General features: G+C 68.4%; 24 protein-coding genes. 13 read left to right on the top strand and 11 right to left on the bottom strand.

The window, feature by feature from the left end; genetic code table 11:
* Window positions 1-51: 51 nt before the first annotated feature.
* Window positions 52-336, top strand: a complete 285-nt coding sequence (sciP, locus tag ACR9FL_RS04670; protein WP_105563033.1) for a CtrA inhibitor SciP — start codon at window positions 52-54, stop codon at window positions 334-336.
* Between the two features lie 97 nt (window positions 337-433).
* Here the strand turns inward: sciP and ACR9FL_RS04665 are convergent, their stop codons facing one another.
* Window positions 434-1,603, bottom strand: a complete 1,170-nt coding sequence (locus tag ACR9FL_RS04665) for an SAM-dependent methyltransferase (RefSeq protein WP_296177250.1) — start codon at window positions 1,601-1,603, stop codon at window positions 434-436.
* 116 nt (window positions 1,604-1,719) lie between these two features.
* On the opposite strand from ACR9FL_RS04665, the gene ACR9FL_RS04660 reads away from it, so the two are divergent.
* The 3 genes from ACR9FL_RS04660 (at window position 1,720) to ACR9FL_RS04650 (ending at window position 3,955) form a co-directional block, all read left to right on the top strand.
* Window positions 1,720-2,187: a YbhB/YbcL family Raf kinase inhibitor-like protein gene (locus tag ACR9FL_RS04660; protein WP_296177248.1), complete on the top strand. Its 468-nt coding sequence runs from the start codon at window positions 1,720-1,722 to the stop codon at window positions 2,185-2,187.
* On the top strand, window positions 2,184-2,612 hold the full coding sequence (locus tag ACR9FL_RS04655) for a hypothetical protein (protein WP_296177245.1): 429 nt from the start codon (window positions 2,184-2,186) through the stop codon (window positions 2,610-2,612). The genes ACR9FL_RS04660 and ACR9FL_RS04655 overlap by 4 nt, the downstream gene beginning before the upstream one ends.
* A 110-nt stretch (window positions 2,613-2,722) precedes the next feature.
* Entirely contained in the window at window positions 2,723-3,955 is a 1,233-nt protein-coding gene (locus tag ACR9FL_RS04650) for an MFS transporter (protein WP_296177242.1), read from the top strand.
* A 12-nt stretch (window positions 3,956-3,967) separates the two neighbouring features.
* Here ACR9FL_RS04650 and murB read toward each other — a convergent pair whose 3' ends face one another.
* Window positions 3,968-4,879: a UDP-N-acetylmuramate dehydrogenase gene (gene murB, locus ACR9FL_RS04645; RefSeq protein WP_296177240.1), complete on the bottom strand. Its 912-nt coding sequence runs from the start codon at window positions 4,877-4,879 to the stop codon at window positions 3,968-3,970.
* A gap of 40 nt (window positions 4,880-4,919) precedes the next feature.
* Between murB and ACR9FL_RS04640 the strand changes: the two genes are divergently transcribed.
* The gene (locus tag ACR9FL_RS04640; RefSeq protein WP_436357411.1) at window positions 4,920-5,651 is read left to right on the top strand and encodes a hypothetical protein; all 732 of its coding nucleotides are present in this window, start codon (window positions 4,920-4,922) and stop codon (window positions 5,649-5,651) included.
* A 3-nt stretch (window positions 5,652-5,654) separates the two neighbouring features.
* Here ACR9FL_RS04640 and murC read toward each other — a convergent pair whose 3' ends face one another.
* On the bottom strand, window positions 5,655-7,100 hold the full coding sequence (gene murC, locus ACR9FL_RS04635; RefSeq protein ID WP_296177237.1) for a UDP-N-acetylmuramate--L-alanine ligase: 1,446 nt from the start codon (window positions 7,098-7,100) through the stop codon (window positions 5,655-5,657).
* Between the two features lie 65 nt (window positions 7,101-7,165).
* A complete protein-coding gene (gene catB, locus ACR9FL_RS04630) occupies window positions 7,166-7,798 on the bottom strand; it encodes a type B chloramphenicol O-acetyltransferase (protein ID WP_296177236.1) in 633 nt (210 codons plus the stop codon).
* Window positions 7,799-8,103: 305 nt separating this feature from the next.
* Between catB and ACR9FL_RS04625 the strand changes: the two genes are divergently transcribed.
* The 3 genes from ACR9FL_RS04625 to ACR9FL_RS04615 all read left to right on the top strand — a co-directional run bounded on the left by ACR9FL_RS04625 (window position 8,104) and on the right by ACR9FL_RS04615 (window position 12,758).
* A complete protein-coding gene (locus ACR9FL_RS04625) occupies window positions 8,104-9,183 on the top strand; it encodes a site-specific DNA-methyltransferase (protein WP_436357409.1) in 1,080 nt (359 codons plus the stop codon).
* Window positions 9,184-9,426: 243 nt separating this feature from the next.
* The gene (locus tag ACR9FL_RS04620; protein WP_436357408.1) at window positions 9,427-10,542 is read left to right on the top strand and encodes a glycosyltransferase family 4 protein; all 1,116 of its coding nucleotides are present in this window, start codon (window positions 9,427-9,429) and stop codon (window positions 10,540-10,542) included.
* A 68-nt stretch (window positions 10,543-10,610) separates the two neighbouring features.
* Window positions 10,611-12,758 (top strand): amylo-alpha-1,6-glucosidase, encoded by a 2,148-nt coding sequence (locus ACR9FL_RS04615; protein ID WP_436357406.1) that lies wholly within the window; start codon window positions 10,611-10,613, stop codon window positions 12,756-12,758.
* Here ACR9FL_RS04615 and mutY read toward each other — a convergent pair.
* Entirely contained in the window at window positions 12,755-13,774 is a 1,020-nt protein-coding gene (gene mutY / locus ACR9FL_RS04610; RefSeq protein ID WP_436357405.1) for an A/G-specific adenine glycosylase, read from the bottom strand. The genes ACR9FL_RS04615 and mutY overlap by 4 nt on opposite strands.
* Before the next feature lie 21 nt (window positions 13,775-13,795).
* Here mutY and ACR9FL_RS04605 point away from each other — a divergent pair, with 21 nt between their 5' ends.
* The 4 genes from ACR9FL_RS04605 to smc all read left to right on the top strand — a co-directional run bounded on the left by ACR9FL_RS04605 (window position 13,796) and on the right by smc (window position 19,207).
* Window positions 13,796-14,359 carry a DUF721 domain-containing protein gene (locus ACR9FL_RS04605; RefSeq protein WP_296177362.1) on the top strand — a complete coding sequence of 188 codons (564 nt, stop codon included), beginning with the start codon at window positions 13,796-13,798 and terminating at the stop codon, window positions 14,357-14,359.
* 100 nt (window positions 14,360-14,459) lie between these two features.
* Entirely contained in the window at window positions 14,460-15,092 is a 633-nt protein-coding gene (locus ACR9FL_RS04600) for a DsbA family protein (protein ID WP_436357403.1), read from the top strand.
* Between the two features lie 22 nt (window positions 15,093-15,114).
* The gene (locus ACR9FL_RS04595) at window positions 15,115-15,756 is read left to right on the top strand and encodes a DsbA family protein (RefSeq protein WP_436357401.1); all 642 of its coding nucleotides are present in this window, start codon (window positions 15,115-15,117) and stop codon (window positions 15,754-15,756) included.
* 10 nt (window positions 15,757-15,766) lie between these two features.
* A complete protein-coding gene (gene smc / locus ACR9FL_RS04590) occupies window positions 15,767-19,207 on the top strand; it encodes a chromosome segregation protein SMC (RefSeq protein WP_436357400.1) in 3,441 nt (1,146 codons plus the stop codon).
* Between the two features lie 171 nt (window positions 19,208-19,378).
* Here the strand turns inward: smc and ACR9FL_RS04585 are convergent, their stop codons facing one another.
* The gene (locus ACR9FL_RS04585; protein ID WP_436357399.1) at window positions 19,379-20,272 is read right to left on the bottom strand and encodes a WecB/TagA/CpsF family glycosyltransferase; all 894 of its coding nucleotides are present in this window, start codon (window positions 20,270-20,272) and stop codon (window positions 19,379-19,381) included.
* A 37-nt stretch (window positions 20,273-20,309) separates the two neighbouring features.
* Here ACR9FL_RS04585 and ACR9FL_RS04580 point away from each other — a divergent pair, with 37 nt between their 5' ends.
* Entirely contained in the window at window positions 20,310-20,768 is a 459-nt protein-coding gene (locus tag ACR9FL_RS04580; RefSeq protein WP_436357397.1) for a hypothetical protein, read from the top strand.
* A gap of 94 nt (window positions 20,769-20,862) precedes the next feature.
* Here the strand turns inward: ACR9FL_RS04580 and ACR9FL_RS04575 are convergent, their stop codons facing one another.
* Genes ACR9FL_RS04575 through mraY form a run of 5 tightly spaced genes read right to left on the bottom strand, consistent with a single transcriptional unit; the run spans window position 20,863 to window position 26,887 of the window.
* Window positions 20,863-21,990 carry a mechanosensitive ion channel family protein gene (locus ACR9FL_RS04575; RefSeq protein WP_296178467.1) on the bottom strand — a complete coding sequence of 376 codons (1,128 nt, stop codon included), beginning with the start codon at window positions 21,988-21,990 and terminating at the stop codon, window positions 20,863-20,865.
* Window positions 21,991-22,039: 49 nt separating this feature from the next.
* Window positions 22,040-23,125: an undecaprenyldiphospho-muramoylpentapeptide beta-N-acetylglucosaminyltransferase gene (murG, locus tag ACR9FL_RS04570; RefSeq protein WP_436357395.1), complete on the bottom strand. Its 1,086-nt coding sequence runs from the start codon at window positions 23,123-23,125 to the stop codon at window positions 22,040-22,042.
* 12 nt (window positions 23,126-23,137) lie between these two features.
* A complete protein-coding gene (ftsW, locus tag ACR9FL_RS04565; RefSeq protein ID WP_296178471.1) occupies window positions 23,138-24,319 on the bottom strand; it encodes a putative lipid II flippase FtsW in 1,182 nt (393 codons plus the stop codon).
* Window positions 24,316-25,773, bottom strand: a complete 1,458-nt coding sequence (gene murD / locus ACR9FL_RS04560) for a UDP-N-acetylmuramoyl-L-alanine--D-glutamate ligase (protein ID WP_436357392.1) — start codon at window positions 25,771-25,773, stop codon at window positions 24,316-24,318. Before murD ends, ftsW begins: the two co-directional genes overlap by 4 nt.
* A 4-nt stretch (window positions 25,774-25,777) precedes the next feature.
* Window positions 25,778-26,887, bottom strand: coding sequence for a phospho-N-acetylmuramoyl-pentapeptide-transferase (mraY, locus tag ACR9FL_RS04555; protein ID WP_436357391.1), 1,110 nt, complete (start codon window positions 26,885-26,887; stop codon window positions 25,778-25,780).
* Between the last annotated feature and the right edge of the window lie 22 nt (window positions 26,888-26,909).

The following is a 26,909-nucleotide window of genomic DNA, read 5'->3' as shown; positions in this document are numbered from 1 at the left end:
GGGCGCTCCTAGGGTACGCGTCGATGGTGGTGGTGAAAGAGGCTTAAGCCCATGCTGCAAGAGCGACGCCTAAATAGTAGAGGCGAACAATACGTGGTCGGCCCGACGGGCACGCCGCTGACCCTGCGGGATCTCCCGCCGGCGGAAACGAACCGCTGGGTGATCCGCCGCAAGGCCGAAGTGGTCGCCGCCGTGCGCGGCGGTCTGATCAGCCTGGAAGACGCCCTGACGAAGTATCGTCTGACGGCCGAGGAATTCATCGCCTGGCAACAGGCGATCGATAAATGGGGCATGCAAGGACTGCGCACCACGCGCATCCAGAGCTACCGGGACTGATCGGCCTCAAGTCGCGCGAAGCGCGATAGGCCCAGGAACAAAGGCCGCTTCCGGCGACGGAAGCGGCCTTTGTCGTTCCAGAGCGACGGCTCAGCCCCTACGCGCACAGGTAGTCCCGGCTTAGCGGCGCGGCGGCCTGCGTCTTGGTCAGTTGCAACTGGAAGACCATGTGGCCCAGTTCGCGGAAGGCGACTTCACTGGCCGCAAGATAGAACTCCCACATCCGGCAGAAGCGCTCGTCATACATCGTCAGCGCCTCATCGCGACGCGCCAGGAAGCGCTGTCGCCAGTGCTTCAGCGTCTCGGCGTAATGCAGGCGCAGCACCTCCATGTCCGTGACCCACAGGCCGGAGCGTTCGATGGCGGGCAGAACCTCTGACAGGGCCGGGATATAGCCGCCGGGAAAGATGTATTTGCGGATGAAGGGCTGGGTGCGGCTAGGCGGCGACTTGCGGCCGATGGAATGGATCACCGCCACCCCGTCGTCATCCAGCAGTCGGGCGACCGTGTCGAAATACTCCTGATAGTTCGGCGCCCCGACGTGCTCGAACATGCCGACCGAGATGATCCGGTCGAAGGTCTGATCCAGGTCGCGATAGTCCTGCAGCCGAAAATCCGCCTGATCGGACAGACCGCGCGCCGCCGCCCGTTCGTTGGCCGTGCGGTGCTGTTCAGTAGACAGGGTGACGCCGGTGACACGCGCGCCGCGCTCGGCCATGGACAGACCCAGGCCGCCCCAGCCACAGCCGATGTCGAGCGCCGTCTGGCCCGGCGACAGCACCAGCTTGTCGATCAGTCTCCGCTTCTTGGCGACCTGAGCCTGATCCAGCGTCGTATCCGGCGTCTCGAAGAAGGCGCAGGAATATTGCAGGTCTTCGTCCAGAAACAGCCGGTAGAAGTCGACTGTCAGGTCATAGTGATGGTGGACGTTCTCACGCGCATGCAATCGATCATTGGCCTGCTCGGCGCCCCGCCGCAGCCGTTGCAGTAGGTTGAGCCTCCCCGCGCGTGGTCGCATCGCCAACTGCGACGTCGTCAGTTGCAAAAAGTCGTAGATGTCGCCGTCTTCGATTCGGAAGCGTCCGTCCATGAAGGCTTCGCCCAGGGCCAACTCGGGATTGGCGGCGATGGCCAAGGCCGTCTTCGCATCCGAAATCACGACCGTCAGCTCCGGCGCCCCTGGTCCCGCCGCCAATTCGCGACCATCCGGCAGCCGCACACGGATGGCGCGGGTCAGGAACGTCCGATCAAGAAGGGATTGCAGCATCCGGCTCTCCGCGCTTTGAACGTCGATCAAGCTTAGCTAGGAACAGACTGTCGCAGCGCAACGGTGTGGAAGCCGGACCGTTCCGTCAGCGAAGCAGTTGCAAGGGAGCGCCTCCGATGACCTTCACCCTGACCTCCGCCGATTTCCGCGACGGCGACGTCCTGCCCGACGCCCAGGTCCATGCCCTGGGCAATACCGCGCCGCAGTTGTCCTGGTCCGGCGCGCCCGAGGGCACGAAGAGCTTCGCCATCACCTGCTACGACCCCGACGCCCCCACCGGCTCGGGCTTCTGGCACTGGACGGTCGCCAATATTCCCGCCGACGTGACCGACTTGGCCGCCGGCGCCGCCCTGCCCTCGGGCGCGGTCGAGGGGCGCACCGACTTCGGCGAGCCCGGCTATGGCGGCGCCGCCCCGCCGGCTGGACACGGCCCTCATCGCTACATCTTCACCGTCTTCGCGGTGGACGCGGACAGGCTGGACGTGACGCCGGACAATTCGGGCGCCGTCTTCGGCTTCAACCTGCATTTCCATACGCTGGCGAAAGCGTCGATCACCGCCGTCTATGAGAACACCGGCGGGTGACGACCGCGACACTGGATCACGACCAGAGGCTGGCGGCGGTCCCCGACCTGTTCCGTCGCCTGATGGCCCGGCCGCTGCAACCCCTGACGCGGGCGCGACTGCCTGCGGCCGGGGCGGTCTATGTCTTCTATCAGGAGGACGAGCCGATCCATGTCGGCAGCCCGCCCCATCTGGAGGAGCGTCTTCTGGCCCCGTCCCTGCGGGTGGCGCTGGCCGCCAGGGTGCAGGCACTGGGCGACGGCGGCGCGCCCAAGGTCAGCATCAGCGAGCCCGCGCCGCGTCCCGGTCGTCGCAAGCCCATCGAGGCCCGCTGGCTGCCCCTGCCCGACGATCGGGACCGAATGCTGCTGGAGTTGTACGCCGCCCAGACCCTGGGCCTGTCCGTGTCGCACCCCGAGGTTCAAGCCGGGCTCATCAACGCCTGAGTGGGGACGCATACAAAGCGTGATCGACAGATCGACCGCTCAAGGTTGAAGCGAGGCGCTCAGCCCCTATTTTGCGACGCAGCGTAAAGTTTGTTGCATTGCGATAGTTCATGGCCCCCACCGACGCCGCTTCCTGTATCGACGACGACCTTTGCGCATCGCCCGCGCTGGACACGGTCGCCGCCCCCGGCAAGGTGGCCTTGGTGCTGCTGGCCCTGGCCATGGGCGGGTTCGCCATCGGCGTCACCGAGTTCGCGGCGATGAGCGTCCTGCCCGACTTCGCGGCGGGTCTGGGAGTCGACGAGCCGACCGCCGGCCATGTCATCAGCGCCTATGCCGCCGGCGTCGTCGTCGGGGCTCCGATCCTGGCCGTTCTGGGCGCCCGCCTGCCGCGCTGGCTACTGCTGATCGGCTTCATGGCCCTGTTCGCCGTCGGCAATGCGCTGAGCGCCGTCGCTCCGACCTATGAGTGGATGCTGGCCTTCCGCTTCCTCAGCGGCATTCCACACGGAGCCTATTTCGGCGTGGCGGCCCTGGTGGCGGCCTCGCTGGTGCCGCTGCGTCTGCGCACCCGGGCCGTCTCGACCATCCTGCTGGGCCTGACCGTCGCCACCGTCATCGGCGTGCCGGTCGCCACCGCCGTCAGCCACGAGTTCGGCTGGCGCTGGACCTTCGCTATCGTCAGCGTTCTGGCGGTCATCACCATGGCCCTGGTCGCCCTGTTCGCGCCGCGCGATCCGGCCCATGCCGACGCCAGCCCCATGCGCGAGCTGGGCGCCCTGAAGCGCGGTCAGGTCTGGCTGACGCTGGGCGTCGGGGCCATCGGCTTTGGCGGCATGTTCGCGGTCTATGCCTATCTGGCCTCGACCCTGACGGCCGTGACCGGCGTGGGGCCGGAGGTCCTGCCCTGGGTCTTCGCCATGTTCGGCCTGGGCATGATGAGCGGCAACCTGCTGGGGGCCTGGGCCGCCGACCGGTTCGGCATGGCGGCGGCAGGCGGCTTGCTGCTGTGGAGCGCGGCGGCCCTGGCCCTCTATCCCTTCGCGGCCCCGCACCTGTGGGCCATGCTGATCGTGGTCTTCCTGATCGGCGGCGGCGGCGGCCTCGGCTCCATCCTGCAGACCCGCCTGATGGATGTGGCCGGCGAAGCACAGACCCTGGCCGCCGCCCTGAACCATTCGGCCTTTAACACCGCCAACGCCATCGGCCCCCTGCTGGGCGGCATGGCCGTGGCGGCGGGCTGGGGCTGGACCTCGACCGGCTGGGTCGGTGTGGCCCTGTCACTGGGCGGCTTTGCGGTCTGGCTCGTGGCCTGGCTGACCGGGCGCAACCACCGCGCCTGATCGACGCGAGGCCTATTTCCGGCCGATCCGCTTGATTTCCCAGTCCAGCTGAACCCCGGTCTTGGCCAGGACATCGGCGCGAACCGCCTCGCCCAGGGCTTCGATGTCGGCGGCGGTGGCTTCGCCGGGATTGATCATGAAGTTGGAGTGCAGTTCGCTGAACTTGGCCCCGCCGCCGGTCTCGGCGCGCAGCTTGCCGCGCCAGCCGGCCTCATCGACCAGCCTCCACGAGGAATGACCTTCGGGGTTCTTGAAGGTCGAGCCGCCGGTCTTTTCGCGGATCGGCTGGGTCGTCTCGCGGCGGCTGGTGATCTCGTTGATGCGGGCCAGGACGGCTTCGGGCGCGTCGGCCACGCCGCGATAGGTCGCCTCCATCCAGATGACGTCCGCCGGGGCGTTGGAATGGCGGTAGGTGTAGCCGAAGTCGGCCAGGGCCAGCTCAATCCGCTCGCCCTGACGCGTCAGCCCCCAGGCCGAGACCAGAACGTCTTTCGTCTCCGAACCATAGCAGCCCGCGTTCATGGTCAGGGCGCCGCCGATGGTGCCGGGGATGCCGGCGTAGAACTCAAGCCCGGCGATGCCCGCCTTGGCCGAGGCCTTGGCCACCATCGAGTCCAGCGCGCCCGCGCCCGCCGTGATGGTCTGGCCCTCGGTCGTGATGGCGGCGAAGGCGCGTCCGGCCAGGCGGATGACCACCCCCTCGACCCCGCCGTCGCGGACGATCAGGTTGGAGCCGACACCAATGATGGTGACGGGCACGGCTTCCGGCAGGGCCTTGAGGAAGTCGGCCAGGTCGTCAGCGTCCGCCGGAATGAACAGGGCGTCCGCCGCCCCGCCGACGCGGAACCAGGTGTAGGGCCCCAGCGGCTCGTTCATCAGCAGCTTGCCGCGCACGTCAGGAAGGGCTTCAGTCCAAGTCGTCATTCAAATCTCTTGCGCGCGTCCAGTGTGCGATAAGGCTGCGATGCCCCGAACCACATCGACACGCAAGGGGAAGCGCTTTCTCCCCGGTCTGCAAGAGCCCTTGCGCTCCATCCTGTTGATCCTCGTCATCACGCCGCCGAGCGTGATCGGGATCGGCGCCCTGAGCATCGGCCTGCTGTTCGCGGCCGAGGGCATGGGCCGCAACCTGACCTTCGAGCAGTCGCTCAACGGCGTCCTGGCCGTGCTGATGGCCTGTTTTTTCCTGCCGTTGGCCCACGCCGGGACCTATCGCTGGTTCTGGCACATCGAGAAGCGGCGCGTCGCCGGCGACTTCCTGCTCGGCGCATCCATGCCCGACGCCTTTTCCGAACCAACCGAACCGCCGCCCGCCGTGCCGATCAGCCTGGGCCAGCGGACCTTCTACGCCCTGCTCTATCTGGCGGCGATCAGCCTGCTGCTCTTCGTCTATCTGCCCCTGGGCCACCAGGAAGTCATTCAGGGCTTTATCGCCCGCTTCAGTTCCGGCCGCGCCTCGGCGGGATCATTGGCGTCCCTGCTGACGGCCTGGCTGCCGCTGCTGGGCGGCATGGCCGTGGTCATGCTGGCGCAGGAAGGCGACATGAAGAAGATCAGATCGGGCCTGCTGGACCCGACCGAAACCCTGCGGCTGCAGGGTCGCGTCGAATGGCTGGGCGCCTTTGTCACGGCCTTCGCCATGACCAGCCTGTTCTGCTTCTTCTCTGGCGCGATGGTCGCGCGCTACCTGGGCTGAGGTTTAGCCCAGGGCTTCAAGCTGCGCCGGCAGGGCGTAGGCCCAGCTGGTGATGTCGCCGGCGCCCAGCAGGACGACCAGATCACCCGGCTTCGCCTCGTCCTTGATGACGCGCGGCAGGACGGCGGCGTTTTCCAGAGCGGCGACCTGACGGTGGCCATAGCGGCGGATGCCCTCGGCCAAGGCGTGCTTGTCGACCCCCTCGATCGGCTGCTCGCCCGCCGGATAGACGTCGGCGACCAGGACGCTGTCAGCGTCGGCGAAGCAGGTCGAGAAGTCCTGCATCAGGTCACGCAGGCGCGTGTAGCGGTGCGGCTGAACCACAGCGATGACGCGGCCAGGGTTGTCGGCCGACTGGACCACCTGGCGGGCGGCCTTGAGCACGGCGGCGATCTCAACCGGGTGGTGGCCATAGTCGTCGATGACGCGCACGCCGCCGACCACGCCCGTGGTGGTGAAGCGACGCTTGACCCCGCCGAAGCCGGCCAGGCCCTGACGAATGGAGTCATCGTCCACGCCCAGTTCGCGCGCCACGGCGATGGCGGCCAGCGAGTTCGACACATTGTGCCAGCCGGCCATGGGCAGATAGAGGCCCTCGATCCGGGTCGGTTCGTCCAGCGCGGCCAAACCCTGGCCCTGAATGACCACGTCGAAGCGCGAGCCGTCGGGCGACATCTGCACGTTCTCGGCGCGGACCATGGCCTGGGGGTTCAGGCCGTAGGTGACAAGGCGGCGGTTGTCGATCTGGGCCGCCAGCTTCTGCACCTCCGGGTGGTCCAGGCAGACCACGCCGAAGCCGTAGAAGGGAATGTCCTCGATGAAGTCGCAGAAGGCCTTCTTGACCGCGTCGAAGTCGCCGTAGTGGTCCAGGTGTTCCGGGTCGATATTGGTGATGATCGCGACCGTGCACTTCAGGCGCAGGAAGGAGCCGTCGCTTTCGTCGGCCTCGACCACGATCCAGTCGCCCTCACCCACCTTGGCGTTGGTGCCGTAGGCGTTGATGATGCCGCCGTTGACCACCGTCGGGTCCAGCGAGCCGGCGTCCAGCAGGGCCGCGACCATGGAGGTCGTCGTCGTCTTGCCGTGGGTGCCGCCGACGCCGACCGAGAATTGCAGGCGCATCAGCTCGGCCAGCATCTCGGCGCGGCGGACCAGGGGAATGCGGCGCTCGCGCGCCACGACCAGCTCCGGGTTGGTCGCCTTGACCGCCGTGGAATAGACCACCGCCGAGACGCCCTCGGTCACATGGGCGGCGTCGTGGCCGATATAGATGTGGGCGCCCAGCTTCTCGAGCCGCTCGGTGTTGGCGCTGGCCTTGGCGTCCGAACCGGACACCTGATAGCCGATCTTCAGCATGATCTCGGCGATGCCGCTCATGCCGATGCCGCCGATGCCGACGAAGTGGACAGGCCCGAGGGCGAACGGAACGGGGCGAAGACGTGCGATCATTTCTGCGTCATACCGAGTGTGCTGAACGAATGCACCTCCCTCGCCCCGCGTCATTCAGGAAAACCTCAGCCCGCGATCCGGCTGCGCCAGAAGGCGTGCAGGGCGACGATATCGCCGCTGCACAGCAAGGGCATGGCCTCGCCCAGCTGATCGTCGCGCCAGTCCCACCATTTCATTTCCAGCAGCATGGCGATCCGCTCATCGTCGAACCGCTTGCGGATGAGCTTGGCCGGATTGCCGCCGACGATGGCGTAGGGCTCGACGTCGCGCGTCACCAGCGCCCGCGTGCCGATCACAGCGCCATCGCCGACCCTCACGCCCGGCATGATGATCGCCTCGCTGCCGATCCAGACGTCATGGCCGATCACTGTGTCGCCCGCAGACTGGAAGGCGTCGATCGCCCCCTGGAAGTGTGGAACCTCGGGCATGTAGAAGAAGGGGAAGGAACTGGTCCAGTCGTTCCGGTGCCCCTGATTGCCCGCCATGATGAAGGCGGCGCCGCTGCCGATCGAACAGAAGCTTCCGATGATCAGCCGGTCCACCCCCGGCTCGGTCATCAGAAAGCGGGCGCAGTGGTCGAAACCGTGGCCGTGATAATAGCCTGAATAATAGCTGTAGCGCCCGACGATGATGTTGGGGTTGGTCACCTGCTCGGACAGCAGTCGCCCCTTGAAGGGGCTTTCGAACATCTGGGTCATGGAAATCTCTTTGTGCATGCGGCGGGGTCCGGTCGTCGCCGGAGCCTGCCGCTGAATGATCTGAGGGGTGGCGGTCGCCCAGCCTTCAGCTGCCGACTAGCGGAGCGAAAGGGGCGCGTCGCTCGGGGGCGTCAGGCCCGCACGAACGCTATCAGTGGTGTCGAACCGCCATTTCCATGGGCCGACTATGGCCTCGCCGCCGACGCCGCGCAATCATCGTAATTCCAAATGCGGGAATCTTGGTTACTCCGCCTTAACCGTAAGGATTCACCATAAGCCCCTCATCTGTCCGGGGCCGCTTTTCCATGTCCGAGTTGAAGACCGACGTCATCCTGCGTGGCGACTGCATCGAGGTGCTGAAGGGCCTGCCGGACAAGTCGGTGGACATGGTCTTCGCCGACCCGCCCTATAATCTGCAGCTGGGCGGCGACCTGCTGCGGCCGGACAACTCCAAGGTCGACGCGGTCGATGACGACTGGGACAAGTTCGACAGCTTCGCCGCCTATGACGCCTTCACCCGCGCCTGGTTGGGCGAGTGCCGCCGGGTGCTGAAGGACGAGGGTTCGCTCTGGGTCATCGGCAGCTATCACAACATCTTCCGCCTGGGCGCGGCGATGCAGGACCTGGGCTTCTGGGTGCTGAACGACATCATCTGGCGCAAGTCCAACCCGATGCCGAATTTCAAGGGCACGCGCTTCACCAATGCGCACGAGACCCTGATCTGGGCCGCCAAGTCGCGCGAGCAGAAGCGCTACACCTTCAACTACGACGCGCTGAAGGCCTTCAACGAAGACACCCAGATGCGCTCGGACTGGACGCTCGCCCTGTGCACCGGCAACGAGCGGCTGAAGGACGACAACGGCGACAAGGCCCATCCGACCCAGAAGCCCGAGGCCCTGCTGCACCGGGTCATCCTGTCGGCCAGCCGCGTCGGCGACGTCATCCTGGACCCCTTCTTCGGCACCGGCACGACGGGCGCCGCGGCCAAGCGCCTGGGCCGCCACTTCGTCGGCATCGAGCGCGACGAGACCTACGCCAAGCTGGCCGAGAAGCGCATCAAGGCGGTCATTCCCGCCGCGCCCGAGGACCTGGTCGTCACCGGCTCCAAGAAGGCCGAGCCCAAGGTGCCGTTCGGCGCCCTGGTCGAGGCGGGGCTGCTGGCCCCCGGCGACAAGCTCTACTGCCCCAAGGGCGATCATGAGGCCCGCGTGCGCGCCGACGGTTCGCTGGTGTCCGGCTCCATGAGCGGCTCGATCCACAAGCTGGGCGCCCTGCTGGAAAACGCCCCGGCCTGCAACGGCTGGACCTACTGGCGCTTTAAGACCGACACGGGCCTGCGCCCCATCGACGCCCTGCGCGCCGAAATCCGCGCCGGGATGCAGTAGGCGAGGCTTTCCTCCCCATTTCATGGGGAGGTGGCGCGGCGCGCAGCGACGTGACGGAGGGGACGACTCCACGTCAGATGTCTGCGCCGCCCCCTCCACCGCTTGGCTGCTACGCGCCGCCCTTCGGGTCGCGGCCCCCCTCCCCATGGCATGGGGAGGAAAGATGTCCAGCCAAGCTGGAACCGCGTTCGTCACCCCGTGTTGACGACTCCGATAGGCCTGCGGGGGCGCGGGAGTCGGATGATGAAGATCGCCCAGGTGACGCCCCTCTATGAGGCCGTGCCGCCGCGTCTCTACGGCGGCACCGAAAGGGTCGTGGCCCACCTGACGGACGCCCTGGTCGAGCTGGGCCACGAGGTGACCTTGTTCGCCAGCGCCGAGGCCGAGACGCGGGCGCGGCTGGTCCCGGTGCGCGATCAGGCCATCCGCCTGGACCCCGAGCCGCTGAAGTCCGACCTGGCCGCGCACATGACCATGCTGGCCGAGGTGCTGGCGCGCGCCGACGACTTCGACGTCATCCATTTCCACACCGACATAGTCCACTTCCCCTTCTTCCGCGACCTGGCGGACAAGACGGTGACCACCCTGCACGGACGGCTGGACCTGAAGGACCTGCCGGAGGTCTATGAGCGCTGGCCCGAGTTCGGCCTGGTCTCGATCTCCGACGATCAGCGCCGCCCCCTGCCCGGCGCCCACTGGAAGGCGACGGTGCATCACGGGATGCCGGGCGACCTCTATCGCTTCTCGCCCCGATCCGAAGGCTACCTCGCCTTCCTCGGCCGCATCTCGCCCGAGAAGCGCCCCGACCGGGCCATCGAGATCGCCACGCGCCTGAGCAGGCCGCTGAAGATGGCGGCCAAGGTGGATACGGCGGACGTGGCCTACTGGGAGACGGTCATCAAGCCCTTGATCGACGGCAATCCGCTGATCGAGTTCGTCGGCGAGATCGGCGACGATCAGAAGTCAGCCTTCCTCGGCGGGGCCGAGGCCCTGCTGTTCCCCATCGACTGGCCCGAGCCCTTCGGCCTGGTGATGATCGAAGCCATGGCCTGCGGCACGCCGGTCGTGGCCTTCCGCTGCGGCTCGACGCCCGAGATCATCGAGGACGGGGCCACCGGCTTTCTGGTGGACACCATGGATCAGGCCGTGTCCGCTGCCGGGCAGGCGCACAAACTAGACCGCGAGGCGATCCGGGCGCGGTTCGACCTGCGCTTTTCAGCCACGGCCATGGCCCGACGCTATCTCGACGTCTACGGCGACCTGTTGGCCCGGCGGCCCTATGCCGCCCATGTGCTGGACGGTGCGCGGCCCAGGGTTCGCATCGCGGGCGAGGATCGCAGCTTCGCGGCCATCGGCTGAACCCTTCGCCGGTTCGGCCATTTCCCTCAGGGGCGGCTGATCGATCTTCGTCAGAAGCGAGGCAGACCATGGACGACGCCTATTCGGTCCAGACCACCGCCGCCGACAACAGCGATCAGGACGGCCTCGAGACTCTGATGGCGCTGAAGGACGCCGACACCTTTCTGGTGGCGGACCACTGGGGCGACGTGAAAAGCGGCGCCGACGGCCTGTTCGACCGGGACACGCGGATGCTGTCGCACTTCGTCCTGACGGTGGGGCGGGCGCGACCGTCGCGGCTGAGTTCCGGCGTGACCGAGGACAATGTCTTCTTCACCTGCCACTCGACCAACCGCCCCCTGCCGCCGATGGGCGGCCGCTCGGCCCCGGCGGGGGTGCTGCATCTGGAACGACGGCGCTTCCTCTGGGACAAGAGGCTGTTCGAACGGGTGCGAATGGTCAATCACGGCATCGAAGACATCCTGTTGCCGCTGTCGTTCGAGTTCGGAGCCGACTTCGCCGACATCTTCCAGGTACGCGGCACGCCCCGCCTGACGCGCGGCGAGGTCCACCCCCCGGTCATGGACGGCCGCCGCGTCAGCTTCAGCTACACCGGGCTGGACGGGGTTTTACGGACCAGTTGCCTGGCCTTTTCCGAACCACCCGCCCGCATGAGCGCCAACCGGGCCGAGTTCATGTTCAGCCTGCCCAAGGGCAAGAAGCTGGATCTCTATGTCGAGTGCGGACTGGATGTCTGCGACGCCCCCGATCAGGCGCGATGGCGCTGGAATTCCATCCAGGCCCGCCTGGCCATGCGCCGACGGATGCGCCGGGGCGCCAGCGTCCAAGCGGCGCGCAACCCGCGCGTCAACGACTGGCTGAGGCAGTCACGAACGGACGTGGCCCTGCTGACCACTGACCTGCCGACCGGCCCCTACCCCTATGCCGGGGTGCCCTGGTTCTCGACCCCGTTCGGGCGCGACGGCATCATCACCGCCTGGCAGATGCTGTGGATCGACCCCAGCCTGGCCAAGGGGGTGCTGACCTATCTGGCCTCGCGACAGGCGACCGAGGTCGACCCCTTCATGGATTCCGCCCCCGGCAAGATCATGCACGAGACGCGCGGCGGCGAGATGAGCGCCCTGGGCGAGGTGCCCTTCGGCCTCTATTACGGCGGGGTCGACACCACCTGCCTGTTCATCGCCCTGGCCGGGGCCTACGCCCGGCGCACCAACGACATGGAGACCATCCGCGTCCTGTGGCCCCACCTGATCGCTGCGGCGGGCTGGATGAGCGACTATGGCGACAGCAATGGCGACGGTCTGATCGACTACGCTCGCGCCGCCGAAACCGGCCTGTCCAACCAGGGCTGGAAGGATAGCGAAGACTCCATCTTCGACCTGGACGGCCGCTTCCCCAAGGGCCCTGTCGCCCTGCTCGAGGTCCAGGGCTACGCCTTCGCCGCCTGGAAGGCCCTCGCGGAAATCGGCGCCCGCCTGGGCGATGACCGCGCCAAACAATGGCGGGCGCGAGCCGAAGCCGTCCGAACCTTGGTCGAGGAGCGGTTCTGGATGGAGGATCAGAACTTCTACGCCGTGGCCCTGGACGGCGACGGGCGGCAGATGCGGGCTGTCGGCTCCAACGCCGGGCACCTGCTGTTCAGCGGCCTGCCGTCGCCTGAGCGAGCCCGACAGGTGACGCGGCGGATGCTGACGGCGGAGTTCCGTTCAGGTTGGGGCTTACGAACCCTGGCCAAGGGTCAGGCCCGCTTCAATCCCATGAGCTATCACAACGGCTCGGTCTGGCCGCACGACACGGCCATGGCGGCGGCGGGCATGGCTCGCTACGGCGAACGACAGGCCGTCTCCATGCTGCTGGGCGAGGTCTTCGGCGCGGCGGCCCATTTCCAACTGCGCCTGCCCGAGCTGTTCTGCGGCTTCGTGCGCGAAACGGGCGAGCCGCCCATCGCCTATCCGGTCGCCTGCCTGCCGCAAGCCTGGGCGGCGGGATCGGTCTTCCTGATGCTGCAGGCCGTGCTCGGCGTGTCGATCAATGCGGCTGAGGGGCTGGTCGAGGTGTCCAACCCCGCCATGCCGACAGGGCTTCACCAGATGTCGATCCTGGACCTCGAGGTCGGCGACAGCGCCATCGACCTGACCTTCCAGCGGTTAAACAACCACGTCGTCGTCATGCCGCGCGAACGACGGGGCACGGTCAATCTGAGGGTGACAGGCTAGGCCGCCAGCCCGCGCTCCAGCGCTTTTCTGAACACGGTCGGCAGGGCGGCCAGAGCCTCGCCCGCCTCGGTCCACAGAAAGTCGCCATCGCCCACGCCGACATGAACGGTCAGGGTCAGACTGAAGTGGGTGAAGACGTGCTCGACCGCCCCCGCCTCGGTCCAGTTCACGGTCGAAGGGGGATCAAAGGCGGGCGCCGCGTTCCAGTCCGAGGTCGGCAGGCCGACCATGCCGCCCAGCAGGCCCTTGTCGGGACGACGCACCAGACCGATCCGGCCCTCGGCGTCGCGCAGGACGAAGGCGTGGCCGTGGCGATGCGGACGCTCGGCCTTCCTGATCTTCAGCGGATAGCGGGCCGGTTCGCCGGCCTTCAGCCCCTCGCAGCCGAAGGCCAGAGGGCAGACCTCGCACGACGGCGACTTGGGCCGACAGAGGCCCGAGCCGAGGTCCATCAGGGCCTGAGGCCAGTCACCGGGCCTATCTTCACTGACAAAGAGAGCGGCCAGACGCTTCAGTTCAGGCCGGGCCGCGGGCAGAGGCGCCTCCAGCGCGAACAGGCGGCTCATGACCCGCTCGACATTGCCGTCGACGACATTGGCGGGTCGGTCGAAGGCGATGGCGGCCACGGCGGCGGCGGTATAGGCGCCCACCCCCGGCAAGGCCAGCAACGCCGCTTCGTTGTCAGGAAAGAGCCCGCCGTGTTCGCGGGCCACAGCGCGGGCGCAGGCCAGCAGATTGCGGGCGCGGGCGTAATAGCCCAGCCCCGCCCAGGCAGCCATCAGATCGCCGTCCGGGGCCGCCGCCAGATCGCTGACCGTCGGCCATCGCGTGGTGAAACGCTCGAAATAGGGCGCGGCGTGCGGCACCGTCGTCTGCTGCAACATGACCTCGGACAGCCAGACCCGGTACGGGTCGGTGCGTGTCGCGCTTCCCGGCGGCGCGCGCCACGGCAGCGTCCGCGCATGGGCGTCGTACCAGTCGAGCAGGGCGGCGCGGAGGGAAGAGACGTCGGGCATGGGTCGAGCTATATAGACCGAATGCGTCGTCCCCTGCCCACCGAAAGCGAAGCCCGCGAAATCCTGGCCCGACGCCGGACGCGCCCGCAGTTGCGTCCGCCGCCCCCGGCCGGGCGGTCGCTGGCCCCGCTGATCAAGAAGCTGGACGCCCAGTTCGGACGCGGCGCCGGCGCCCTGGAGCCCCGCTGGGTCGAGATCGTCGGCGAGCGACTGGCCCGCGTCACCCGTCCGCAGAAGCTGACCAAGGGCCGCGGAACCGCCGGCGGGACCCTGGAACTGCGTGTCGCCGGCCCCGCCGCCCTGCTGGTGCAGCATCAGTCCGAGGACATCATCCAGCGGGTGAATCTGTTTCTCGGCGCCGGCTCGGTCGAGCGGCTGCGCATCGCCCAGGGTCCGGTAAAGCCCCTGCCCGTGGCCGGCGCCAAGCCGCGCGCGCGCGGCAAGATGGTCCTGCCGCCCCTGCCCGCCTCGGTCGAGGCCGAGTTGGCCACCTCGGTCGAGGACGCGCCCGACGGGCTGAAGGCGGCGCTGCGAAAACTCGGTCGCGCTGTGCTGTCGCAGCCCGCCGATGACGAGCGCCGTTGACAAACCTTCGCCGCACCTGTTCTCGACAATCAAGCGGATCGCGCGCGCCCCAGGGAATCGCGCCATCCTTCAGAGTCACACTCTCGTTCAAGGACGACCCATGGCTACGTTCCGTTACGCATCGATGAGCCGCCGCGCGGCCCTGACCGCCGCCACCCTGGCCGCCATGGCCACCGTCGCCGGCTGCACCGCCAAGAGCGGCGGCGAAGCCAAGGGCGACATGGCCCTGGGCGCCGGGACGGACGCCAAGGTCACGGTCGTGGAATACGCCTCGGTCACCTGCGGTCACTGCGCCGTCTGGAACGAGGAGGTCTGGCCCGAGTTCAAGACCAAGTATGTGGACACCAAGAAGGTCCGCTACGTCTTCCGCGAGTTCCCGACCCCGCCGCAGGACATCGCCGTCGCCGGCTTCCTGATCGCGCGCTGCGCCGGCGAGGACAAATACTTTGACGTCGTCCACGACATCATGGCCAGCCAGAAGGAATGGATGGTCGGCGTTCCGCCGCGCACCACCCTGTTCCGCGCCGCCGCCGCCGCCGGCCTGAGCCAGGAGCAGACCGAGGCCTGTATCCGCGACAAGGCCGCCATTGAAGAAATGAGCAACCGCATGAAGGCCGGCATCGACGCGGGCGTGACCGGGACGCCGACCTTCATCGTCAACGGCGTCAAGGTTCTGGACAGCAGCCTGTCGGGCCTGTCCGAAGTCATCGACGCCGAACTGGCCAAGAAATAGGTCGATGAGGGCGCGACCGAACATGATCAAAACCCTGACGGCCGCCGTTACCACGGCGGCCGTGCTGGCCGTCGCGCCCGTCGCCCTCGCCGCCGATACGCCGCTGACGACAGCTTCGGCGACGGCCGCCGTGCCGGCCGTGACGCCCGCCGATCGCGTCCTGGGCCGCGCCGATGCGCCGGTGACGGTGATCGAATACGCTTCCTTCACCTGCAGCCACTGCGCCGCCTGGACCAATGACGTCTTGCCGACGTTCAAGGCGCGCTACATCGACACGGGCAAGGTCAAGCTGGTCTTCCGCGACCTGCCGACCCAGCCCGTCCAGGCCGCCGCCACGGCCGCCGCCATCGGCCGCTGCGCCGCGCCGGGCAAGTTCTTCGACGTGGCCCATTCGCTCATGGCCGGTCAGGCCGCCGCCTTCGCCAGCGGCGACGCCCGCAACTGGTACACGAGCGCCATCGGCGTCAGCGGTCGCACCGAGGCCCAGATCGACGCCTGCCTGAGCAACCCCGCCACGGGCCAGACCCTGCAGGCCGACATCGAGGCCGCCGTGGCGGCGGGCGTCAACGGCACCCCCACCTTCTTCGTCAACGGCCATCGCGCCGCCGACCATTCGCTCGAAACCCTGTCGGCGGCCATAGACCCGCTGATCAAGGGGCGCTAAGCCCCCGCCGATGCAGTTCCAGAGACTGAAGCTCGTCGGCTTCAAATCCTTCGTCGACGCGGCGGAAGTTCAAATCGAGTCCGGCCTGACCGGGGTGGTCGGGCCAAACGGCTGCGGCAAGTCCAACGTGCTGGAAAGCCTGCGCTGGGTCATGGGCGCCAACTCGGCCAAGGCCATGCGCGGCCAGGGCATGGACGACGTCATCTTCGCCGGCGCCGCGGGCCGTCCGCCGCGCAGCCACGCCGAAGTCGTCCTGACCATCGACAACGCCCAGAAGCGCGCGCCTCAGCCCTTTACCGACAGCCCGGTGCTGGAGGTGTCGCGCCGCATCGACCGGGGTCAGGGCTCGACCTATCGCATCAACGGCAAGGAGGTCCGCGCCCGCGACGTCCAGTTGCTGTTCGCCGACGCCTCGACCGGGGCCAACAGCCCGGCCCTGGTGCGTCAGGGCCAGATCTCCGAACTGATCGCCGCCAAGCCCCAGAACCGTCGCCGGATTCTGGAAGAGGCCGGCGGCGTGGCCGGTCTGCACACCCGCAGGCACGAGGCCGAACTGCGCCTCAAGGCCGCCGAGACCAATCTTGACCGGCTGGACGACATCGGGCGGGAACTGGAGACGGCCCTGAACCGGCTGAAGCGCGAGGCGCGTCAGGCCGAGAAGTACAAGAAGATCTCGGCCGAGATCCGCGCCCTGCAGGCCGCCCTGCTCTATGTGCGCTGGAACGACGCCAAGGCGGCGGCTGAGGTCGCGGCCCAGGAACTGCGCGACGCCGACCGCGCCGTGGCCGAGGCCGGCGCCGCCGCGACCAAGGCCGAAGCCGAGGCCCTGAAGGCGCAGGAGGCCATGAAGCCGGCGCGCGAGGAAGACGCCGTGGCCGGCGCCCTGCTGCACCGGGCCACGCTGGAACGCGACCGCCTCGACATGGCCGAACAGGCCGCCCGCGCCGAGATTGACCGGCTGAAGGCCGAGGCGGCCCGCATCCACGCCGACGTCGAGCGCGAAGAACGCATGGCCGCCGACGCCCAGCGCGAACTGGACCGGCTGGACCACGAACTGACGAAGCTGAAGGCCGAGATCGCCGCCGCCCCGGAACGCGGACCGGAACTGGAGAAGGCGCTGCTGGTCGCCGAGGATGCGCGCAAGGCCGCCGACGCCGAGGTCGAGCGTCTGGCCGGGACCCTGGCCGCCGTCGAAGCCCGCGCCAACGCCGAAAGCGCGAGGAAGCGCGACGCCGAGGCCCGTCTGGCTCGCGTCGTCGGCCAGTTTGAACAGGCCAAACGCGAGCGCGAGGCGCTGGGCCCTATCGAAACGCCGGAACTGGCTACCGCTCGTACCGCATTGGAAACGGCCCAAGCAGAACTGACCGCCGCCCGCGAAGCCGTCGAGGCCGCCGAGGCCGCGCGCGGCGATCTGGCCCGCGTCGAGGCCGAGGCCCGCACCGCGGCCCGCGCCGCCGAGGACCGTCTGGGTCGTCTGCAAACCGAGGCGCGCGGCCTGGCGCAACTGCTGGTCACCGGCAAGCGCGACCACCCGCCCGCGCTGGATAAGGTGTCGGTGGCCAAGGGCTATGAGGCGGCGCTGGCGGCCGCCCTCGGCGACGATCTGGACGCGGCGCTGGACGCCCGCGCCGCCGCCCACTGGGCAGGCGCCGACGCCCCCTCGCCGATCTGGCCTGAAGGCGTGGCCCCGCTGGCCGCCCATGTGACCGCCCCCGCCGAACTGGCCGCCCGTCTGGCCCTGTGCGTCGTCGCCAGCCAGTCCGACGCGCCGCGTCTGGCCAAACTATTGCCTCCAGGCGCTCGCCTGGTGACGGTGGAAGGCGACCTCTATCGCTGGGACGGCTTCGTCAGCCGCGCCGAGGCCCCGCGCCCCGCCGCCGTCCGTCTGGCCCAGCGCACGCGGCTGGCCGAGCTGGAAGCCGAGATCGACGCGGGCAAGCCCGCGCTGGACGCCGCGCAAACGGCTCAGAAGGCGGCGACCGAGGCCTTCCGCGCCGCCGAGGAGGCGGTGAAGACCGCCCGCCTCAAGCCCTTCGCCGCCGACAAGGCCGTGACCGTCGCCCGCGATCGGGTTGAGAGCCTGATGCGCGACCAGACCCGGCGCGAGGCTCGCGCTCAGGCGCTGGACGAGACCGTCGCCCGGCTGGACGGCGAAGTGGCCGAGGCCAAGGCCGCGCTGGAGGCTGCGCAGTCGGTCGAGGCGCCGTCGGAGACCATCGCCGGACTGCGCGACGAACTGGCCGCCGCTCGCGTTGCTGCGGACGCCGCGCGGCAGGCGGCCCAAACCGCCCGCTCGACCCGCGACGAGGAAGCCCGCGACCGCGCCGGACGCGAACAGCGTCTGGGCAGCCTGAGCCGCGCTCACGAGGGCTGGGCCGGGCGCTCCAAGGAGAGCGCCGCCCGCGTCGCCGCCCTGGGCAAGGACGCCGACAAGACCGCCGCCTTGCTGAAACGGGCCGAGGTCGCGCCCCAGGGCTTCGCCGAGCAGCGCGGCGCCCTGATGGACGCCCTGATCGCCGCCGAGACGCGCAAGAGCGCCTCAGCCGAAGCCCTGTCGCTGGCCGAAAGCACGGCGGGCGACAGCGATCGCGCCAGCCGCGTCGCCGAGGCCGCCGCCGGGGCCGCGCGCGAGGCCCGCGCCGGTCTGGCCGCCCGCGCCGAGGCCGCCTCTGAGCGTCTGGCCGAAGCGGAATCCAACGTCCGCGAGACGGCGCAGATGTCGCCCGACGAACTGGGCCAGAAACTGATCGACGACGCCATCGCCCGTCCGCGCGACACCGCCGGCGCCGAGAGCCTGTTGTCGGGACTGGAGCGCGAACGCGAGGCCCTGGGCGCGGTCAACCTGCGCGCCGAGGAAGAGGCCGCCGAATATGGCGAGCGTCTGGGCGCCATGAAGTCCGAACGCATCGACCTGACCCAGGCGATCGCCAAGCTGCGCGACGGCATCGACGAGCTGAACGCCGAGGGCCGGGAACGCCTGGTGGCGGCCTTCGACGTCATCAACGCCAACTTCAAGGCCCTGTTCGAGGCCCTGTTCGGCGGCGGTCAGGCCGAGTTGAAGCTGGTCGAGAGCGACGACCCGCTGGAAGCCGGTCTGGAAATCTACGCCTGCCCGCCCGGCAAGCGCCTGTCGGTCATGAGCCTGATGAGCGGCGGCGAGCAAGCCCTGACGGCGGCGGCCCTGATCTTCGGCGTCTTCCTGGCCAATCCGGCGCCCGTCTGCGTGCTGGACGAGGTGGACGCGCCGCTGGACGACGCCAACGTCGACCGCTTCTGCCGCATGCTGCACGAGATGCGCAGCCGCACCGACACCCGCTTCATCGTCATCACCCACAATCCGGTGACCATGAGCCGGATGGACCGCCTCTACGGCGTCACCATGCCCGAACGCGGCATGAGCCAGCTGGTCAGCGTCAACCTGAACCAGGCGGAACAGATCGTGGCGGCGTGAAGCTAGTCTTTCCTCCCCATTACATGGGGAGGTGGCGCGGGCGCGATAGCGGCCGTGACGGAGGGGGCGGCGCTACGGCCGGCTCGTCAGGCACGCCCTAGATTTCAGACGTGGCGTCGCCCCCTCCACCGCTACGCGGTCCCCTCCCCATGGAATGGGGAGGAAAGTCGGTCAGCGCTTTTTCTTGCGCCGCATCGCCGCGCGCACGTCGCCCAGGGCCGGGCCGATCAGGAACCAAGGCTCGACGCAGTAGCGTGTGAACAGGCGTTTCGGGTCGGCGAACAGGCGGAACAGCCATTCGACGCCGAGCCGCCCCATCCAGCGGGGCGCCGCCTTCTGCACACCCGCCTCATAGTCGAAGGCGGCGCCGACCGGCAGGATGACGGCCTCGGGCATGGCCTCGATATTTTCGGCGATCCACAGCTCCTGACGCGGCATGCCCATGCCGACGAACAGGACGTTCGGCTGGAAGTCGCGCACGGCGGCCAGGACGGCGACGTTTTCCGCCGATCCCGGCGTCACAACGAAATAGCCGGACAGACCCTTGATCACGGCCCCCGGATAACGCGCGGCCAGACGTTCCGCCGCCGTGGTCGCCACCCCGTCTGCGCCGCCGACATAGAGGACACGCCAACCCATCCGAGTGGCCATGCTCCAGAACTGATCGCGCCAGTCCAGATAGGTGCAGCGGTGGAAAGGGCGGCTGTGCAGCCCCAGCAGCCGCGTGAAGTGGATCAGGGGCGTAGAATCCAGCTCAACCACATCGGCCATGTCGTACAGCCGCCGCATCCCCGGCGTGCGCGGCAGCAGGTAGAGGCTGTGCAGGTTGTGGTTGGCGATGATGCTGCGCTGACCCGCCTCGATGCAGCGTTCGACGTGCAGCAGGACTTCCTCGGGCCGCATCAGATCGACGGTCTCGCCCAGGATGCGGACGCGCTCATCGGGCCGGCGCTTCTGGCGGAACGGGCGACGTTCACGCGCCCGCCGGTCGGGCGGGGCGGCGGCGAGATCGACTCCGAGCGGTTCCTGATACATGGCTTCACTATAGACGCGGCGTCTCAACACGTGGTTTGCGGATGCGGTTAACGAAACACGGGATGCCATGATGACGCGAGCCTTTGCGGTCCTGACGGCCGGCCTCGTCCTGTCCGCGACCAGCGCGGCGGCGCAGGATCATGCCCTGGTGCTGACCGGCGTGGGGCGGTTCGCCGTCTTCGCCGACGCCGCCTCGCTGACGCCGGACGGCGAAGGCGTGCGAATGCGGTCGCTTCAGGTCAGCGAGGAGGACATGGTCATCGGCGGCGTCGCCTATGCCGGCGGCTGGTCCTGGTGGCGGTTCGACTGCGCCGCGCAGACGGCGGACCGGCTCGATTTCGCCTCGCTGAGTGCCGACGGGGCCGAAGGTCCGATCACGCCGGAGAAGGCCCCGCCCTACGCCATCGCGCCCGGCGGCGATGAGGCGGAACTGGCGGCCGTGGCCTGCGGGGCCGAGACGCGGACAGCCGATGCGGTCACCACGGCCGACGCCGTGCGGATCGGGCGCGAGCGAATGAAGGACTGACGGTTCTCCCACCGCCCCCACTGGCCGTCATCCTCGGGCTTGACCCGAGGATCAAGCGTCATGACGCGCTCGACTTTTCCAATCTCGCGCAGGCTCAGCCAGCCTCGATCCGTCGAGGGTCGAGAGGCGTCGCGTTCCGATCCAGGTCCACCCGATCCCTCGGCAGGGCTTCCGGACACTCGTCCCGCATGAAGGCCAGCATCTTCTCGCGCACCTCGCAGCGCAGGTCGAAGGCGACCGAGGCGTTCTTGGCGCTGGTCAGGCAGCGGACCTGGGCCACCCGCGCGGTGATGTCCGTGACCTGCAGGGACACCACGTCGCCGTCCCACAGAGGCGAGGCGTGGGCGATGGCCTCCAGCTTGACCCGCAGCCGGTCGATGGGGGCTTCATAGTCCACATAGAGGAAGGCGACCCCGATCAGACGGCTGTCGTCGCGGGTCCAGTTCTGGAACGGCTTCTGGATGAAATAGGTCAGCGGCAGGATCATCCGCCGCCAGTCCCACAGCTTGACCACCACATAGGTCGAGGTGATCTCCTCGACCCGCCCCCACTCGCCCTCGACGATGACGGCGTCGTCCAGACGGATCGGCTGGGCCGTGGCGATCTGGATGCCCGCCAGCAGGTTGGTCAGGAAGGGTTGCAGCGCCAGACCGGCGACAATGCCCACCACGCCCGCCGAGGCCAGCAGCGACAGGCCCCACTGGCGCACGCCCGGAATGGTCAACAGGGCCAGCCCCAGGGTGATCAGGCCGATCAGGATGGCCGCCACACGCTGCAGGATGCGCGTCTGGGTGACGTGCTTGCGGGCCAGGAGGTTGTCCTCCGAGTCCATGTTGAACTTCTTCAGATGGACGACCGCCCCCATGTCGACCGCTCCGGCGATCATCCAGCCGCACACCAGGATGAACCCGAACAACAGGGTACGCCGGATGAACAAAGAGGGCTCGGGGTCCAGCGGCGACACCGTAACCGCCAGGGCCAGGGCGATGATCATCACCGCGATCCGCACCTTGAGCCGGGCGCGGCCCAGCATCCCCTTCCAGAAGACGTCGCGATTGCGCACCGCCAGCTTCAATAGGGCGAAGACCACCTGGTTCGCCGCCCAGCCGATGAAGACGAAGACGGCGGTGATGATCGTGATCACCGCCCATTCGGGCAGCCAGTAGAACTGGTTCCACAGGGCGAAGACGTTGTTGGTCAGATCGACGACAAACTGGGGCATGGCGCCAGCCTAGCCAGCTTCGCCGCGCGACCCAAGGCCATGCGGCGCTTCAGCGCGCCGCCGCTTCCACCAGATCAGCCAGCCGCTGCGCTGCGTCGGGGATCGCCACCGAGCGGGCGGCGGCGGACATGATGGCCAGCTCGGCCGGGTCGGACAGGACCTCGGCCAGAACGGCGGCCAGGCGGTCGACCGTCACGTCGTCCTCGGTGATGACGCGGGCGGCGCCGGCCTCGGACAGGGCGCGGGCGTTCAGGGTCTGGTGGTCGTCCATGGCGATCTTCAGCGGGATCAGGACCGACGGCAGGGCCGCCACCGCCAGTTCCGAACAGGTCGAGGCCCCGGCACGGCCGATGACCAGATGGGCCCTCGACAGACGGTCGGCCATGTCGCGGAAGAAGGGGGCGACCTCGGCGGCGATGCCGGCCTCCAGATAGATCTGGCGGGCGCTCTCCAGCGTCTCGGGCCGCGACTGCTGCTGGACCTTGAGGCGGTTGCGAATGGCCTCGGGCAATGCCGCGAGGGCGCGCGGCGCGGTCTCGGACAGGATGCGGGCGCCCTGGCTGCCGCCGGTGACGAGGACATGGATGGGGCCGTCGCCTGCGGGGGCGACATAGGCGCGGTCGAACAGGGCGCGGATGTCGGGGCGCACGGGGTTGCCGACGACCTGGGCGCGGGTCTTCACCGCCTCGGGCGCGCGGCCCAGGGTCGGGAAGGCCGAGGCCACGCCGCCGACGCGCGGGGCCAGCATGCGGTTGGTGCGGCCCAGGACGGCGTTCTGTTCGTGGATCAGGGTCGGGCGCTTTTGCAGGATGGCGGCGACCAGGGCCGGAGCCGAGGGGTAGCCGCCGAAGCCGACGACCACGTCCGCGCCGGTGCGGTCAAAGGCCGACTTGGCCTGCCCCACGCCGCGCCAGATCGCCAGACCGGCCTTCAGCAGGCCGATGGGACCGGAGCCAGTCGCGGCGTCCAGCGCCAGACGTTCCTCGGCGGGAAAGGCGTGGGCGTACTGCTCGCCGCGCGTATCCGTGGCCAGAACCACGCGCCAGCCGCGTGAGGCCAGTTCGCGGGCCAGGGCCTCGGCGGGGAACATGTGACCGCCAGTGCCCCCGGCGGCGACGACGCAGACCTTGTTCATGCGGAAACTCTCTTACGGCAGCAGGCGACGGCGTGGCGGGGAGATGTTGGAGCCCGGCTCATAGGCCCCCGGACGACGCCGCGTCAGGGCCAGGGCAAACCCCATGGTCAGGCCCATGGCCATCATCGACGAGCCGCCATAGCTGATGAAGGGAAGCGTCATGCCCTTGGTCGGGATCAGGTTCAGATTCACCGCCACATTGATGCAGGCCTGCAGCCCGATCAGCATGAAGAGGCCCGCCGCCGCCGTCTGCTCGAACGGATCGTTCAGCTTCATCGCCTTCTTCATCCCGCGAATGACGATGAAGGCGTAGAGGCCGATCAGGATCAGGCTGAGAACCAGACCGAACTCCTCGGCGCCGACCGAATAGATGAAGTCGGTGTGCAGATCCGGCACGTGGCGCTTCATCACGCCCTCGCCGATGCCGCGCCCGACCAGACCGCCGGCGCGGATGGCCTCGGAGGCGCGGTCGATCTGGTGGGTGTCGGTCGTCTCGGGCGACAGGAAGCGGCTGAGGCGGTCGCGCATGTGGCTGAAGGTGAAGTAGAGCGACACCACCCCGCCAGCGCCCATGGCGGCGATCACGGCCACCCATTTCAACGGCACCCCGGCCATGAAGAAGACGGCCATGAAGGTGGTCGTGATCAGCAGGGTCTGGCCGATGTCAGGCTGGATCAGCAGCAGACCCACCGTCAGGGCCCAGAGGCCAAAGGCGATGCTGACGCCCGGAACCCCTTGCCCCTTCTGCGCCTCGGCGAACATCCAGGCGGCGAAGACGATCAGGCCGGGTTTGGCGAACTCGGAGGGCTGCAGGCTGAACGGGCCGAGGTTCACCCAGCGCGCGGCGCCCTTCACCGTATCGCCAATGAAGGGCAGCGCCGCCATGACCACAATGGCCCCGAACAGGGCCAGGACCGCGATCCGCCGCACCCCGCGCGGCGACAACAGCGAAGTGGTCAGCATCAGGGTCGTGCCCATGCTGGCCCAGACGATCATCCGCCACGAATAGTGGAAGGGATCGGTGATCGATTCATCCGCCAGAATGGCGGCGGGGCTGGAGGCGAAGCTGAGCGAGACGCCCAGCGCCACCAGCGTCAGGGCCGCGCCCAGCAGGCCGCGATCCACGGTCCAGAACCAACGCGCGATCAGGCTCTGGTCGTTGCGCGAGAAGGGATGGCTGTAGCTCTGGCTCATGCGGCGGGCTCCGCTTTCGCGCCCAGCGCCAGGACGGCGGCGCGGAAGGCTTCGCCCCGCACCTCGAAGTCAGGGAATTGGTCGAAGCTGGCGCAGGCGGGCGACAGCAGGACAACCTGCTCGCCGCCGGCCGCAGCGGCATCGGCGGCGGCCAGTTCGACCGCGCGCTCCATGGTGTGGGCCACGACGTGGGGGGTGTCGGCCAGCGCGACGGAAAAGGCGTCGGCGGCCTCGCCGATCAGATAGGCCTTGGCGACGTGGGGGAAGAGGTCGCGCAAACTGTCGATGCCGCCCTCCTTGGCCTTGCCGCCGGCGATCCAGAAGACGGACGGGTAGGAAGCCAGGGCCTGACGCGCGGCGTCGGCGTTGGTGCCCTTGGAGTCGTTGATGAAACGAACGCCCCCGAGACGGCCCACGGCCTCCATGCGGTGCGCCAGACCGGGGAAGGTCAGCAGGCCCTCGACCGCCGCATCGTGCGACACGCCGAGCGCGCGGGCGGCGGCGTAGGCGAAGGCGGCGTTCTGGGCGTTGTGGCGGCCGGGGAGCGAGCGGGCAAGACGGAGGTTCATCTCAGATGAGCCTGTCGCTCCATGATACACACCGTCGACGTCATACGCGTAGCCGACGAATGGCGGGCCTGGCTTACGTGGGGCTATCGCCATGACACGTCCCTCCCCCCTTGCCATCAGTTCCTGATGTATCTCCGCCCCAAAGGGATCGTCGATTCCGACCAGAGCAAGCGGAGACCCATGCGAGTCAAACTCCGGCCCAACTTCGGGGTCGGGTTCGATCCAACGAGAATGAAGATTGGAGAACAGCCTCGCCTTGGCGGCGACGTAGCCTTCCATGCCGCCGTGGCGGTCCAGATGGTCGGGGCTGATATTGGTCAGGATGGCCACGTCGGGCGCGAAACTGGTGGTCAGGTCTAGTTGGTAGGACGAGACCTCGATGACATAGACGGCGTCGGGCGTCGGGGCCGGCAGGGCCAGAACCCCGATGCCGATATTGCCGCCGATATGGACGGTCAGGCCCGCAGACTTCAGCACCCAGCCGATCAGGGCCGTGGTGGTGGACTTGCCGTTGGTGCCGGTGATGGCGACGACGCGGGGGCGCTGGCCTTGCGGCATTGCGTCCAGAGCGCGGGCGAACAGTTCGACGTCGCCGATGACCGGGACATCCGCCGCATGGGCCCGCTCGACGGTCCAGTGGGGCTTGGGATGGGTCAGGGGCGCGCCCGGCGACAGGACCAGGGCGGCGAAGCTGGACCAGTCGGCGCGGGTCAGGTCCTCGACGATGAAGCCCTCCGCCTCGGCCTGCATCCGGCCCGAGACGCCGTCGTCCCAAAGGACAGGGACGGCGCCGCCGGCCTGAAGCGCGCGTGCGGCGGTGATCCCGGACCGGCCCAGGCCGAAGACCGCGACACGACGCCCCTCGAAACCGGGAACCGGGATCATGGGATCAGCGCAGCTTCAGCGTGGCCAGACCGAGCAGCGCCAGCATGGCGGCGACGATCCAGAAGCGGATGACGACAGTCGATTCCGGCCAGCCCATCTTCTCGAAATGGTGGTGGATGGGGGCCATCAGGAAGATGCGCTTGCCGGTCAGCTTGAAGTAGCCGACCTGGATCATGACCGAGGCGGCCTCGACCACGAACAGGCCGCCGACGATGCCCAGCACCAGTTCGTGCTTGGTGGCCACGGCGATGGAGCCGAGCGCGCCGCCCAGGGCCAGCGAGCCAGTGTCGCCCATGAAGATCTTGGCCGGAGGGGCGTTATACCAGAGGAAGCCCATGCCCCCGCCGATCATGGCGGCGCAGAAGATGGCCAGTTCACCCGCGCCGGGCACGTGGTGGACCTGCAGATAGTCGGCGAACAGGAAGTTGCCGACCAGATAGGAGATGATGCCGAAGGCGCCCGCCGCCATCATCACCGGCACGATGGCCAGACCGTCCAGGCCGTCGGTCAGGTTCACCGCGTTGGAGAAGCCGATGATGGTGAAGGCCGCAAAGGCCACATAGAACCAGCCGATGTTGAGCAGGATGGCCTTGAGGAAGGGGAAGGCGATCGAGGTTTCCAGACCCGGCGAGGTCGGCGAATAGGTCATCCAAACCACGGTCAGCACGCCCGCGATCACGGCCACGACCGCCTGGGCCGCCAGCTTCTGTTTCGAGGTCAGGCCCGCCGAGGTCTGCTTGGTCACCTTGGCGTAGTCGTCGATGAAGCCCAGCACGCCAAAGGCCGCCGTGACGCCGGAAACGATCCAGATATAGGGGTTGGTCAGGTCGCCCCAGAGGAAGACCGCGACGCCGATGCCCGCCAGGATCATCAGCCCGCCCATGGTCGGGGTCCCGACCTTGGACAGGTGCGACACCGGGCCGTCCTCGCGGATCGGCTGGCCGCGTCCCTGCTTGGCGCGGATCCAGTTGATGAAGCGGCTACCCATGGCGACCGCGACGATCATGGCCGTGGCCATGGCCAGGGCGACGCGCACCGTCTGATACTGGATCAGGTGCAGCAGCGGATATTCCTGAGCGATATCAGCGTAGTAGAGATAGAGCAGGTAAAACATTGGCTTTTTAGTCCCCTATCGG

The sequence above is a fragment of the Brevundimonas sp. CEF1 genome (genome assembly GCF_051353055.1).
In the GTDB taxonomy this organism is placed as follows: Bacteria; Pseudomonadota; Alphaproteobacteria; order Caulobacterales; family Caulobacteraceae; genus Brevundimonas.
Note: the sequence above shows the minus strand (reverse complement) of the source record. Positions and strands in the feature narration are given on the sequence as shown.